The 14,216-nt window shown below is 44.5% G+C and carries 14 protein-coding genes; 5 read left to right on the forward strand and 9 right to left on the reverse strand.

Annotated elements, in window-relative coordinates; all coding sequences use genetic code 11:
• The first annotated feature begins 496 nt into the window (after positions 1-496).
• The gene (locus FOR85_RS09165) at positions 497-1,018 is read left to right on the forward strand and encodes an RNA pyrophosphohydrolase (protein WP_068403735.1); all 522 of its coding nucleotides are present in this window, start codon (positions 497-499) and stop codon (positions 1,016-1,018) included.
• A 63-nt stretch (positions 1,019-1,081) separates the two neighbouring features.
• Here the strand turns inward: FOR85_RS09165 and FOR85_RS09170 are convergent, their stop codons facing one another.
• Together FOR85_RS09170 and FOR85_RS09175 are read right to left on the reverse strand one after the other, a co-directional pair.
• On the reverse strand, positions 1,082-1,900 hold the full coding sequence (locus tag FOR85_RS09170; protein ID WP_144297682.1) for an NRDE family protein: 819 nt from the start codon (positions 1,898-1,900) through the stop codon (positions 1,082-1,084).
• A 35-nt stretch (positions 1,901-1,935) separates the two neighbouring features.
• The gene (locus tag FOR85_RS09175) at positions 1,936-3,549 is read right to left on the reverse strand and encodes a DUF4139 domain-containing protein (RefSeq protein WP_144297683.1); all 1,614 of its coding nucleotides are present in this window, start codon (positions 3,547-3,549) and stop codon (positions 1,936-1,938) included.
• A 180-nt stretch (positions 3,550-3,729) separates the two neighbouring features.
• Here FOR85_RS09175 and lgt point away from each other — a divergent pair, with 180 nt between their 5' ends.
• The 3 genes from lgt (at position 3,730) to FOR85_RS09190 (ending at position 6,182) form a co-directional block, all read left to right on the forward strand.
• Positions 3,730-4,614: a prolipoprotein diacylglyceryl transferase gene (gene lgt, locus FOR85_RS09180; RefSeq protein ID WP_144297684.1), complete on the forward strand. Its 885-nt coding sequence runs from the start codon at positions 3,730-3,732 to the stop codon at positions 4,612-4,614.
• 79 nt (positions 4,615-4,693) lie between these two features.
• Entirely contained in the window at positions 4,694-5,566 is an 873-nt protein-coding gene (locus tag FOR85_RS09185; protein WP_144297685.1) for a thymidylate synthase, read from the forward strand.
• Positions 5,567-5,609: 43 nt separating this feature from the next.
• Positions 5,610-6,182, forward strand: a complete 573-nt coding sequence (locus FOR85_RS09190) for a dihydrofolate reductase (RefSeq protein ID WP_144297686.1) — start codon at positions 5,610-5,612, stop codon at positions 6,180-6,182.
• Positions 6,183-6,291: 109 nt separating this feature from the next.
• Here the strand turns inward: FOR85_RS09190 and uvrC are convergent, their stop codons facing one another.
• Together uvrC and FOR85_RS09200 are read right to left on the reverse strand one after the other, a co-directional pair.
• Positions 6,292-8,136, reverse strand: a complete 1,845-nt coding sequence (gene uvrC / locus FOR85_RS09195; RefSeq protein ID WP_144297687.1) for an excinuclease ABC subunit UvrC — start codon at positions 8,134-8,136, stop codon at positions 6,292-6,294.
• 185 nt (positions 8,137-8,321) lie between these two features.
• Positions 8,322-9,845, reverse strand: coding sequence for a DUF3360 family protein (locus FOR85_RS09200; protein WP_144297688.1), 1,524 nt, complete (start codon positions 9,843-9,845; stop codon positions 8,322-8,324).
• 439 nt (positions 9,846-10,284) lie between these two features.
• Between FOR85_RS09200 and FOR85_RS09205 the strand changes: the two genes are divergently transcribed.
• Entirely contained in the window at positions 10,285-10,842 is a 558-nt protein-coding gene (locus tag FOR85_RS09205) for a DUF4442 domain-containing protein (RefSeq protein ID WP_144297689.1), read from the forward strand.
• A gap of 248 nt (positions 10,843-11,090) precedes the next feature.
• Here the strand turns inward: FOR85_RS09205 and rplS are convergent, their stop codons facing one another.
• The 5 genes from rplS to FOR85_RS09230 form a co-directional block, all read right to left on the reverse strand.
• Positions 11,091-11,513, reverse strand: coding sequence for a 50S ribosomal protein L19 (gene rplS / locus FOR85_RS09210; protein WP_068403752.1), 423 nt, complete (start codon positions 11,511-11,513; stop codon positions 11,091-11,093).
• A gap of 204 nt (positions 11,514-11,717) precedes the next feature.
• The gene (gene trmD, locus FOR85_RS09215) at positions 11,718-12,482 is read right to left on the reverse strand and encodes a tRNA (guanosine(37)-N1)-methyltransferase TrmD (RefSeq protein ID WP_144297690.1); all 765 of its coding nucleotides are present in this window, start codon (positions 12,480-12,482) and stop codon (positions 11,718-11,720) included.
• Positions 12,483-12,544: 62 nt separating this feature from the next.
• Positions 12,545-13,078 carry a ribosome maturation factor RimM gene (gene rimM, locus FOR85_RS09220; protein WP_144297691.1) on the reverse strand — a complete coding sequence of 178 codons (534 nt, stop codon included), beginning with the start codon at positions 13,076-13,078 and terminating at the stop codon, positions 12,545-12,547.
• 212 nt (positions 13,079-13,290) lie between these two features.
• Entirely contained in the window at positions 13,291-13,560 is a 270-nt protein-coding gene (rpsP, locus tag FOR85_RS09225; protein ID WP_021812802.1) for a 30S ribosomal protein S16, read from the reverse strand.
• 359 nt (positions 13,561-13,919) lie between these two features.
• A partial coding sequence (locus tag FOR85_RS09230; RefSeq protein WP_144297692.1) for a transposase occupies positions 13,920-14,216 on the reverse strand: 297 nt, incomplete at its 5' end.

The raw sequence follows: 14,216 nt of genomic DNA on the forward strand, positions 1-14,216 counted from the left end.
TCATATGCTTTTTAATTTGACATGATTTTTAGTTTGAATAGTAAAGGTCTCTTATTTTCTGAAATACAATCTCTTTTTGAAAAATACTGTCTTTTATTAGTGTAGCATAAGCAAAAACCAGATTTATGACGCTCTTTCCTCGTTTGCCTTTTCTTGTTTACCTTTTATAAACCGCTACCTTATTTATGCTTTAACAATAATATTCGATATTTAAGTATTTATACACCTATCGTTACCGCGACTTATCATTGTTAGAAAAATCTGCGGAATTTACTTACAAAAGTAGAATTATAAGTTACTGATTTTAAAGGATTAATCTTGTGAAACATTTTATAGCAAAATACTGTTACACATTTTGGTTGTTTCTTGGTTTAATAACGGTAATGAATCTTATTTTGTCATAGTACTGATGGTCATCACCCTATAATAACTATGATTGCTGTCGTTGTACCTTGTCGAAATAAGCTATTTTTAAACAATTTAAAAGGGTTTAGTCATGATAGATGCAGACGGCTTTCGCGCCAATGTCGGCATCATCTTGGCAAATACACAAGGGCAAGTTCTGTGGGCAAAACGTATTGGTCACAACGCTTGGCAGTTCCCTCAAGGCGGCATCGACCGCGGGGAGACGCCGATGGATGCGATGTATCGCGAGCTCTGGGAAGAGGTCGGTTTACATCCGCGTCATGTCGATCTACTGGCGGTCACGCAAGATTGGTTGCGTTATCGTTTGCCAAAACGCTATGTGCGTCATGGGCAGTACCCTTTGTGTATTGGGCAAAAACAAAAATGGTTTTTGCTGCGCTTAGATGAGCCGAATACTCAACACATCCGCTTTGATGAGGGTAAACCAGAATTTGACCATTGGCAATGGGTCAGCTACTGGTATCCACTCGGACAAGTGATTCATTTTAAACGCGGGGTATATCGTCGCGCCTTGCAAGAATTGGTGCGCGAACTACCGCTTAAACAAGAACTGATTATTCCAGAACAAAACAACCATTTGTTGGTGGAATAAGTATTCAAATAGAAAACAAATTCCCCTATTGATAGCTATTATTCATAGGGGAATTTTTTTATGTTAGATTTGCCTATGCTGGCATTCACGGCTAATAAGCGCTGCTTTGATTTTTTTGTCTGAACTATCTTCTTTACGTAAGGTTAAAATACTTTGCGTCCGCGTTCCATAGCTTGGCATGGCTGTTTTATTCATACTACTTAAATCAGCAGATTCAATATAAATGGAGGACAGTGCGCGCTCAATCTGCTTAGCGACACCTGTTTCGGGTAATTTATTTTCTGGCGCTGGCGTATTATCTGACATCACGGCAACCGCCGCTGCTTGCCAGTAGTCAAGGGCGCTGTTCTCGCTAATCAATGGCAACACCTCTTGGCGTAACCGACCGCGTAGGCGTTCGGTTTTAAACCACCCTTCTTCTGGCTGACCATTGGATATTACGTACAATCCAGCATATAACGGTGTTGGTGCATGACCACGATTATTGACAATCACCGCTTGCGCCGTATCGCCAATAACAAGGTTAAAACCTGCGTAATCTTGCAAACTGATTTGCCGAGCAAATTCCAATGGGTTTAAAGTGCTGGTCAAAAAATCGGTGACCAATTCGCCACGTGAGCGCTCATCATTACTTGCTTGTACGCCATCACGAAAATTTAACACCGCCGCCCAGCGCCCGTTTTGGTCGTAAAAATCGCCATGTTGCTGTTGATGTATGCCAAGCCATGTGCCGCCACTTTGCTTATCGCGCCCTGCATAAATAGGCTTATCCTCCCATTGATGCAGCGGCGCTGTTGGACGCTGTAAAAACTCATCACGGTTGGACAGTAAAACCAACGGCAACTCATCAAATAACTGCCAAGCAATGGCGACGATACACATAGTTTTCCTTGATATAAATATTAAATTACCAGCGCTTAGTTGGTACTCAGCTTTTTATTGGCAGGGTAGCTGATTTGATACGTCGATTGCAGCACTTGTGATTGCTTACTTGGTAAATCAAATTCCCAAGCGACAATACCTTTATGGTCATTCCAGTCTTTTTGGCTAATCGCTGGGGTGTGCGCCGACGTGACTTTAATATTGTCATCACTGCTCACTGGCTCAGCACTTAACACTTGCAAGCGTACGCTGCGATTGTGCTGATTGGTAAATTGATACGCTTGAGTGATGGTTTTGGTTTGCTGACGGTTAAACACGCCTTTATCACCTTGTTTATTCTCATCGGTCAATTGCTTCACCAGCAAACTTGGGTCAATACCGAAACCAATACCCTGCTCTTTTAAATTTTGATAATTATAGCGCGACTGCCCGACATAGTTATCATCACGGTATAGCTGCAACGAGCCATCAGCCCAAGCAGGCGTCAAGAACGGCGCGGATGCATACCAATAAGCGGCGGTCTCGGCACTTGGTGTACTGCGTAGCCAAAGCTTACTGGTGCCAGATTGCTCATCAATGACCGTGCGTACGCGCCTGCCATCACTGGGAATACTCACACGCTGCGGCAAGCGATATTCGGTGATGCCATTTTTGTTTTGACTACTCACAGTAAAGCTCGGTAGTGGCGGCATCTCTGCACCGCCGCCATAATTGTCTCTTGCAGAAGCAACAACGACAGGCGATGCTTCCATCTCCATCATCGGCGCTGCATAACGAGCCAATTTAGCTTGTTGCTGCTCTTCATATAATGACAAGCGCTCAACGTGTGGCAGCTGACTGGTAGTCGTTTGATTGGGATTTACGCTGCTTAAAATAACAGGCACGTTGCTCCAATTCTCGCCGGTTCGTTGAGCGATAATGGCGGAGGCGGTAATATTCAGCTGCTTGCTGTCGGTATTTAAGCGCGCTTGATAGGTCGGCTCCCAACTGGCGCCGCGCACCTGATAATGCAGTTTAACGGTGCTTGGCGTGCGACTGGCGGTGCGAATACTAACTTGGATCACGCTATTCTGTTTTGAGGTCGTACTGCCCGCCAGCAACTGATTGAGCGCATCTTTTGCTTGTGCCTCGCGCTGCTGTAACTCGATAATTCTTTTATTAATATTGGCCGCTTGTGTCTCTAAATCGCGGGCGTTATTGGCCAATGTGCCAGCCGTATTAATTTGCGTGACCTTGGTCAAATTTTGCAGATAGGCTTTGGTTAAGCGTGCCGCTTCTAATTCGGCACTGATATCGGCAACAGTGTTTTTCTGGACTTGTACTTTGCTATCGCCTTGATATTGGCCATATTGACATTGCGCCGCTTGCTCAGAACTCAAGGTTTCGATACTGACTTCACCGACGTTAACATTACCTAGTGCTTGAACGCTAATGCTATCAGCGTCAATGTTCGGCGATAAACAAGAAAAAACCAGCGTTTGCTCGCCACTGCCGTTGATTGGCAAGGTACGCGTGACGCTGGCTAAGCCTTGATAAATAGTAATATTTTCAATATTACTCAGCGCTGCTGGGGCATTGATAGGAACCCATAGCGTCAAACTTGAAGCCATGATGCCGAGCAAGGATAATGTTGGTAAAGGCAGCTGCATAAGGATTCCTTAGAAATTGAAGCACTTTTTTTCATCTTATCGGTTTTTGCTCCGATTTGCTATTGATTCCATGTGCCATCCCCTTATCTATTTATATATAGATAAACTTATCATAGTATTCCCAACGGATGAATTTTGCTATTATGGGCCACATTCCATTATCAATAATATGATGCCTTTATGATGATTCATCCTCAGTTCGACCCCGTAGCGCTGTCCTTGGGGCCAGTAGAAGTGCACTGGTATGGTTTAATGTACTTGCTGGCCTTTGCCGCCGCTTATGGCCTTGCATGGTATCGCAGTAGCAAACGAGATGGCTGGACTACCGATATGGTGTCTGATTTGGTCTTTTTTGGTGCCCTTGGTGTCATTTTGGGCGGCCGTATCGGCTATGTATTGTTTTATCAATTTGGAGAATTGCTACAAAATCCTGCGTATCTGTTTAGGGTATGGGAAGGCGGCATGTCGTTTCATGGCGGCATGATTGGCGTCTTATTAGGCATGTTATATTTTGCCCGTAAATATAAAAAGACCCCTTTTCAGGTGCTCGATTTTATTATTCCTTGTGTACCAACGGGTCTGCTGTTTGGGCGTATCGGCAATTATATCAATGGCGAGCTATGGGGCCGCGTCTCAGACGGTGGCTATAATTGGCTGACTTACTTTCCGCAAGCCGCGGCATTTGATGCGCAGCAATTACAAACCAATCCTGAATTACAATCGTTAATGCTTGAGGTCAATGGCCAGTATTTATTGCCGCGTCATCCATCGCAGCTCTACGAAGCGCTTGCAGAAGGTCTGCTGCTATTTATCTTTTTATGGTGGTATTCCTCAAAACCGCGTCCTCGTATGGCCGTCTCTGCCCTCTTCTTATTGGGCTACGGTCTCAGCCGCTTTATCATTGAGTTTTTCCGTCAGCCCGATGCCGACCAAGGTTTTATTTTACTTGGCTGGATGACTAAAGGCCAAATATTAAGCGCACCGATGATTATTATTGGCCTAATCATGCTGGTTTATGCCTATAAACGCGGTATTTATGATTGGGGAAAACAGGCGGCTTATTAAGCATTAATTACCAAGTAAGATATTAAAAACACGTTTAAATATTGAATGCTATATTTGAATCAGGCAAAAGAGTAGTTTTATGACCAGTAATTATCATAACAGTAAAAATGAGCAAGCCTATTTAGACTTGCTACAATATGTCATGACGAATGGCACTGAAAAAGGCGATCGTACTGGCACCGGTACGCTAAGCCACTTTGGTGCGCAGCTACGTTTTGACTTAGCCGATGGATTTCCCTTACTAACCACCAAAAAAGTCCATTTTAAATCGATCGTTTATGAGCTATTTTGGTTTTTAAGCGGTAGCACCCACGTTGATTATCTACAACAAAATAACGTGCGTATTTGGAACGAATGGGCGACCGCTGACCAAACCGCGCGCTTTAATCGTCCTGCTGGCGACTTGGGTCCCATTTATGGTCATCAATGGCGCAATTATGGCGCCACCAAGCGTGAAGACGGCAGTTATGACAACGATGGCGTCGACCAAATCACTGACGTCATTGAACAAATTAAGACCAATCCTAACTCGCGCCGCTTAATCGTCTCTGGCTGGAATCCAAAGGAAGCCGAGCAAGTTGCCCTGCCGCCTTGCCATACCTTATTTCAGTTCTTTGTCGCGGACAATAAACTGTCCTGCCAGCTTTATCAGCGCTCAGCGGATTTATTCCTTGGTGTGCCGTTTAATATCGCCAGCTATGCCTTACTAACTCATATGGTGGCGCAAGTATGCGGCTTAGAGGTTGGTGAGTTTGTTTGGACGGGCGGCGATTGTCATATTTACCAAAACCATCGTGAGCAAGTTGAATTGCAGTTGACGCGCTCGCTGTATGAGCTGCCAACCTTAACCCTAAACCCTGACATTAAGGATATTTTTGCCTTTACCTTTGACGATATCAGCGTTGAAGGTTATGAGTCGCATCCAGCTATTAAAGCCAAAGTTGCCGTCTAAATTTAATCGCTTTACTTTTAAAAGACCATAAAAAGGATAGGTTATGAGCTATGCCAATACCCAAGTCGCCCAAATCGCTGCTATCAGTAGCAATCGCTGTATCGGCAAGGACAATGAGCTGCCGTGGCATATCTCAGCTGACTTGCAGCATTTTAAAAGCATGACGACCAAACAAAGTGACGGCGCGATACAAGGCATCGTTATTATGGGTCGCAAAACCTTTGAGTCGATGGGCAGCAAGCCGCTACCAAAACGCATCAGCTTTATCATCACCACCCAACTAGACTACGCCGAGCAAAATGGCTTGGTCGGTAGTGAAAAAGCATATGTGATGCATAATTTAGACGATGCGCTGACCCAAGCGGCCAGCCTTGCTCATGGTGCGCACCTTGATACCATTTGGGTGATTGGCGGCGAGCGGGTCTTTAGTGAGGCGATGATGTATACCGACCGCGTCGAGCTGACGCATGTCGATACTGTTATTGAAGATGGTGATGCCTTTTATCCCGAACTGCCAAATGAGTTTGTAGTCACAGCAGAATCTGAGCAAAAACACGATGAAAAAAGTGGCTTAGACTTTAGGTTTGTGACTTATAAAAGAGAAAATGCCGAATAATAATTGTAGTTTATTAAAATAAAAAAAGCTGTCCTAGATAATTCTAAGACAGCTTTTTTATTGTTGGGCTTTACGAGCACAAACTTAAATTTAGCCCATATTGCTTAAACTACTCATGCAGCACTTTATAAATCGTTTTTGCTAATACCGGACCAATCCCCTGCACGCCAGCCAACTCTTGCTGCGATGCGCCAAGCAATTGCTGCATACCGCCGAAATGATTGAGTAAGTCACGGCGACGCTTTTCACCCAGCCCCGGTATGACTTCTAACACCGATGAGGAACGGCGTTTATCGCGCTTTTTACGGTGCGCGGTAATCGCAAACCGATGCGCTTCATCGCGAATATGCATCAATAAATGCAGCGCTTTGCTATCCATCGGCAAATCAAGCGGTTCATGATCGATAAAGTGCAATACTTCCAAGCCTGCTTTACGCCCTTCACCTTTTGCCACACTAATGAGCAACGTATCATTAAGAATACCCAGCTCTGTGAGTACTTCTTTAGCAATACCAAGCTGACCTTTACCACCATCAATCAGCAATAGATCCGGCAATGGCTGCTTCTTATAACGCCGCGTCAGCACTTGCTTCATCGCCGCATAGTCATCACCACCTTGGATATCATGAATCGCATACTGACGATAATCACGGCGACGCGAGCCACCTTGGTCAAAGACCACGCAGCTACCGATGGTCGCTTCGCCCATGGTATGTGAGATATCAAAGCACTCGATACGGTCAATGGTTCGATCGGTAACATCGGCGAGGACATCTTTTAAAGCGCCAAAGCGCGCATGCAATTCTAGATAATCGCCAAGCTTGGTTTTTAGGGCGTTATTGGCATTGAGTTTGGCCAAATCTAACCATTCAGCGCGGTGCTCACGGACGTTGGTTTTAATGACCGTCTTACTGCCAAAGTGGGTAACCAGTGCTTCATTGACCGCTGTTTGATCCGGCAGCTCATGGCTGAGTATAATCTCAGCTGGCAAATCATCGGTTACTTGAAAATAAAACGAAGTAATAAACGCCGATAAATTATCGGCAAGTGGCTCATTACTATCGATATCGGGAAAATAGTTTTTACCGCCAAGCACGCGCCCGCCGCGCACAGTCAGCACATTGACGCAAGTCATGCCCGCCTGACTAGCAATCGCAATCACATCCGCCTCACCTTCTACGGTATAAACGGCTTGCTTTGCCTGTACTTCGCGCAGCATAGACAGCTGATCGCGATAAAAAACCGCCTTTTCAAAGTCTAAGGCTTCCGCTGCGCTCTCCATCTTTTTAATTAACGTCTGATGAATGTCACTCGAATCGCCTTTTAAAAAGCGAATGGTATTATTAACATCCTCGGCGTACTCTTCTGGCGACACCAAACCAACGCAGGGCGCACGGCAACGCTTAATCTGGTATTCAAGGCACGGACGTTTACGCTGCTTAAAAAAGGTATTGGTACATTGACGCATTTGAAACATTTTTTGCATGAGCACCAGCGTCTCTTTCGCCGCATGAGCCGATGGAAACGGCCCAAAAAAGCGACCTTTTTGGTGATTACCCTTACCGCGACCATAAGCCAATCTTGGATAGGGCTTATCCGCAGAGATAAACACATAAAGGTAAGACTTATCATCACGCAGTAGCACGTTATAAGGCGGACGATGCTCTTTAATCAGGTTTTGCTCAAGTAATAGCGCTTCGGTCTCACTACGGGTAATAATGGTTTCGATATTATGAATTCGTGCTACCAGTGCCCGTGTTTTTGGATGGTCAATGGTCTTGGCAAAGTAGCTGTTGACGCGGCTTTTCAATGATTTGGCCTTACCAACATAAAGAATATCGCCATTTTTACCCAGCATTTTATACACCCCTGGCAGATTTGGCAGGCGCTGAATTAAATGCTTAAGGCGGGCTTTTTTATCGTCGACGGGACTCGATGCGGAGACATTGACCATAGATTTTTGACTCTTAAATTAGGGCTTTAACGTTAGTACAGAGTAAAAACAGCACACCGTAAAAACGTAAGTAATATCATATTTATGGGGCAACGGCGGGCATTTTGCAAGCCAAAAATTGGCTTAACCAAAGTCATAAAAAAAGCCAGCATCGAGGCTGGCTTTTTATGGAAAACGTTAAAAATCTAGTGACGGAAGTTTGGCAAAAGCGCTGGAATACCGGGCAACATGCCGACGATAGCCATCACTGTGGTTAAAATGACAAAGGTCACCACAGGAATAATCCAGCGACTCATTTTTGTTAAGCCGGCACTGCGCTCTTTAGATCCAATTAAACCTAAGTTATCCAGTACCAGAGTAATCGACCAACCAAAGGCTGGATTGACCAAAGCAGAAGCAAAGACGACAATCGCCGCAGACTGCGTGGTTTTGCCTTCGCGAGTCATCTCCATGCCCGCTTCAAGTAGCGGGATAAAGACGCCAACAATCAATGCCACGCACATTACTGGCTCCCAAATGGCTAAATCCATGGGGTACCCCCAAACACCAGCAATAATACAGAATAATCCCGTTAATACCGCACCGGCTGGAATAGGACGCTTCGCAATTGCCGCTGGTACAATATAGGTGCCCCATGACGACGCAAAGTTGGCGCCGCCAAGCACAGAGCCTGCCACCTGACGAATAGACGCACTGGTCATGGTGTCATCGATATCCATCAGCACGCGCTCAGTACGTTTCGGATAGCTGATTTTTTGAAAGACCTGATGACCTAAAAAGTCTGGTGACCACATAGCGACTGCCAACACCGCAAATGGCAACACCACGATAAAGCTTTCGACAGTTGGCAAGCCTAACATCCAACCGGTGTTTTCGCCCCACCAATACATTGGATTCATATTTGGTAGGCCAGGTGCGGTTTTAAAGGTAAAAGGCGCGCCCATCGCAAAGGCAACTCCGCCGCCTAACAAACAGCTGAGTGGCACCGCCAGCCAGCGTTTTTGATAATTCTCTAACAGCGCGTATAAGATAATCGTCAATAGAATCACCACAAAGGCGATATGCGACATACCAATTCCTTCCGCCCAAGCAAATAGGTTTTTGACTTGGGATATGGTGCCGATAAAGCCTAAATATAGCAGTAGGCCGCCACACACGCCTTTACTAGTCAAGTTCGCCAGCAGACTGCCGCCTTTACTAATCGCAAGTAACAAGCCAAAAGCACCGATTAGCAGACCAAAGGCCATCGGGTGACCGCCCGCGGCAACGACGATAGGAATCAGCGGAATCAGTGGGCCGTGCGTACCAGCAAGGTTAGCAGTCGGTAGTAGGAAGCCTGAGAATAAAATCACAAAAAACGCCACGATAAGCAATTCATAACGCACGTTTTCTAACACAAAAGCATCGCCCAAACCAAGCGGACCAGCAAAGGTTGCAGCAATGGCGCCCACCATCACCACTTTACCGATGGTCGCTGCCATTGCCGGAATCGTATCCTCATACTCAAAACGATAATCGCGGAACGGCAAATTAGCACGCCAACGTTTTGGTTGCATAATTTTCAGTTCATGATTGAGGTAGGCATTACGATTTTTAAAGCTAGCGCTGGGCTTATGTAACTCTACATAGCTGCCTTGCAAATCGTCATTATCAAAAGGGATTGGTTGCTGCGGGTTGCGCCCTGAGGTGGGAAGCTGTGTACCACTCATCACATTTCCTTATGTCGACTGAGGTTTGCGCGATCCTACTTACCTTATGACGGCGTAAACCAATACAGGGAAAATAAAACCGCTCAAAACAAAATGCGGCTATTGTAAGGCATCGCCAAAGATAATGCGAGGCTTTAACCATTAAAAGATACTATCCGTATCGTTATGAAAAGTATTTTTTATGACTCAATCGGTGATACTTAGAAAATGGTAATGAATGCAAACAAGATAATGGCTTTATCATCGCACTTGCCGTTTCGTTACGCTTTAAAACTGGCGAGCTTCATGGTTTTTCACTATGATAAACATCTTTTTATGACTCATTGCTTGAAAACTTACCTTATAAGCAACAATCCTTGCAGTCATACTTAACTTAATACAATAAAAATAACCCATACCACCAGACTAGCAATATCTAAAAAGGGAATAGGAAATATTGATGAATTTACTGCCTAAAAGACTTGAAACGCTTAAACGTAATGCGAAAAAAAATATCATGCCATTACTGACGCCCTACTTGCTTAAACTGCGTATCAACACTTATGCGCCCTACATCGGCGCTGGTATCAAGATTGAACATATGAACCTAGATCAAGGTTTATGCGTGGTCAGCATGGGCTTAAATAATTTAAACAAGAATATCGTTGGCACCCAGTTTGGTGGCAGCTTATACTCGATGGTAGATCCGTTTTATATGCTGATGCTTATGCACCAACTGGGCAGCAGCTACGTAGTGTGGGATAAAAGCTCACATATTGAATTTATCGCGCCGGGTAAGAGCAAAGTCACCGCGCGTATCAAGGTTAGCAGTGCTGAAGTAATCGCTATTCAAGAGTTGGCAAAAGATGGCGAGCCCGTTTTTCGTGAATACAGCGTCGATATCGTCGATGAGCAGCAAAAAGTCGTTGCTACTGTTACTAAGACTCTTTATATTCGCTTGCGTAAGTACAGCAAATCTAAAGACCAAACCAGCCGCGTAGACAATATTGAAATCTAAAACATTGAAAGCCAACGTATCACGCAAATCTTGAATGAAAACAGCATGAAAGCAGCAATTAAAGCCTAAATAAAAGCGGTAGAAACAAAAACCCCAATCTGGCATCAGCACAGATTGGGGTTTTGTCTTTTTTGGTATGGCCCGCTTATTTATAAATAAACCTATGAATAAGGGCTTGTATCTACTTTTGCTTTGCCAAGCATCAAGCGTCCAATCAGACGACTAAGCGCGGCAAAGCAAACTGGTTCTTAAATACCAGGAGCAGTATCAACTGCTTTAGGTACGCCAGCGTCAGTTTTTTTGTTTGCAGCTGGACGAGCACCAAGTTTTTCGCGGATACGGGCTGATTTACCAGAACGCTCACGTAAGTAGTATAGTTTCGCACGGCGAACTGCGCCACGGCGTTTCACTTCGATGCTATCAATGATTGGTGAATGCAATTGGAATGCACGTTCTACACCAACACCGCTTGAGATTTTACGTACGGTAAACGCTGAGTTTAGACCGCGGTTACGCTTGGCAATTACAACGCCTTCAAAAGCCTGTAAACGCTCACGCTCACCTTCACGTACTTTTACTTGAACCACAACGGTATCGCCGGGTGCAAAGCTTGGGCGCTCAATCAATTGCGCATTTTCGATGACCTGAACCAATGGATGCTTGTTGCTCATGAGAGTTATCTCCTCACATTAGATAATAGAGGCTTGACGCATATCACCTGTTTGTAATAATGAATCATAGCTATTATTAATATCTTGGATTAATAATAACTACAACGTAAATGGGTTATGACCAACGGCCATGATGCTATGACACGTTTTATTGTTGCTCAAAATTTTATTGCTTAACTGTTTATTTATTAACCGCTATTAACGCTATTTTTTATCTGCTTTTGTCAATGCCTTTAACCACTTCGCTTGCTCGACCGTTGGCGTAAACGCTTGCCATAAATCTGGACGCCGCGCTTGCGTACGTTCGACCTGTTGGCTAAAGCGCCACTTGGCGATATTGCCATGATGTCCTGAAAGTAGAACTTCAGGAACCGCCAACCCAGCAAATTCATGCGGCTTGGTATAGTGCGGACAATCAAGCAAACCATCGACAAACGAGTCTTGCTCAGCAGATTTATCATCACCCATAATATCAGGCAGACGACGTATCACACTATCCATGAGCACCATTGCTGGTAGCTCGCCACCGGTCAACACATAATCACCAAGTGAAATTTCCATATCGACATACTGCGTCAGTAAGCGCTCATCAATACCTTCGTAACGACCACATAATAAAATCATGCCGTCATACTCAATCATACTGACCACACTACTTTCGCTGAGCGTTTTGCCTTGTGGTGACATATATATCACCGGACAGTGCGCACTATCGACACGGCAACCGTGCTGACTGGCGCGCAGGCGGGCATCCTCAATTGCTAGGGATAATGGCTCAGCCATCATCACCATACCAGGACCTCCACCATACGGGCGCTCATCAATACGGCGATAATTATCCGTAGTATAATCACGTGGATTGATGCATTCAATCGTGACTTGCTCCTGAGTGACTGCCCGTCCCGTGATTCCAAACTCACGAATCGTGGCAAACATTTCAGGGAAAATACTAATCACGGCAAAATACATCAGATCTCTACTTGCATAAACACTGCGTGAATGACGTTTTTATCAATCAAAAGAAATTACGATTAATAATCACTTTGCCATGCCACAAGCACGGTTTTCTCAGCCAAATTGACCTCAATCACCGTTTGCTTATGCCAAGGTATCAGGCGCTCCTCGGCGTCCAAACTGTCTGACGTTGCCGCGACACGCATGATGTCATGGGCCCCGGTTTCAAACATTTCAGTAATCTCGCCTAAGTTTTCGTCCTGCTCGTTTATCACGCGCAGGCCAACCAAATCTGACCAATAATATTCGTCTTCACCGGTTTCTGGCAAAACGTTTTGCTCAACCCAAATGGTCACGCCATTCATGGTCTCTGCAACGTTACGATCAGGGACTTGCTCAAATTGAGCGACAATGCCCGTCCCTTGCTCGCGCCACGCCTTTACGGTTAAAGGCTTCATGCCAGTAGCAGTTTTCATCCACCAAGGCTGCATGTCAAAGATTGCCGTGCGATCATCCGTGTCACTAAATACCCACAGCCAGCCTTTGATGCCATAAGGCTTTTTTAGCTGACCGATTTTCATAAGCGCACTAGCGTTTGGAACAGATGACATAACGGCTAACCTAACGATGACTAAAACAACAATGATAGATACAGCAATGACTAAAAAACGAGGATAAATACAATTCAATCAACAGCGCTAAGCGCAATCAAAAGCCATAAACAGTTAATGGCGCACCCTGGTCAGACCAGTTACGCTATGTTTTCTAAAGTCTGTTGAGACTGCCATAGACCAGCTATCAGTGCCTCAGTGACGGTACAAACTTAAGCAGTTGCTTCAGTTTGAGCGGCAGACTTGTTATAAGCTTTTGCTAATGAAGCAACGCGATCTGAAGGTTGTGCACCTTTAGCGATCCACGCATTGTACGCTTCCATGTTTAGGCGTACTGCTTCTTCAGACTCTTTAGCGAGTGGGTTAAAAAAGCCGATGTTTTCAATGTAGCGACCGTCACGCGCGCGGCGTTGATCAGCAACAACTACTTGATAAAATGGGCGTTTCTTGGCACCGCCCCGTGCTAAACGAATAACAACCATGTGAATTCTCTCTTTCGCAGGTATACCAAAAAGGGCATAATTATAGCACAGTCTTATTTTATTGAAAACATAAACCGTGCTTATTTAATTATTTATTAACAATAGCTTAAATGGTAAAGCATGTAAAATATAATTCAAAATATCTTGTCTATTATAGGGAAAAAATATTATTTCAGGCTTGAGTCTTCTTGCAAATTGACTATCGTAAAGCAACCTGTCTTATTATTTGATTATGCTATGCTACCAACAATAGCAGTGATAGAAATTCATAAAACATAAGCTTGTAAGCGCGCATACAGCGAGTTACTTTTTATCTAAATATTTAATTTATATAGACATTCAATAAAAATACCCCACTCTCAACTTGAAATAAGCAAATCAAACTGAAGAGGCGGATTACCAAGTTTTTTGTTGAGTACAAAGCACAGATTGTGTGAAAGAATCTTACGAATCAATCGATGAGACAAATGCCATAAATCTCTTGCTCTCACTCTTTGTATGTTAAATCGTTCTGATAGCTGACCAATGACTGTTTCAACGATACGGCGGGCTTTCATTAGCCGCCTTACCACAGGTTTGGGTCTATCCTCTTTCATGTTGGCTCTGAGTGGCGTTTGTAAATCCACGCCTTGAGCGTCGTAGTACGATGTCAGACT

This window comes from Psychrobacter sp. YGAH215, from assembly GCF_007280595.1.
GTDB classification, from domain to species: Bacteria; Pseudomonadota; Gammaproteobacteria; order Pseudomonadales; family Moraxellaceae; genus Psychrobacter; species Psychrobacter faecalis.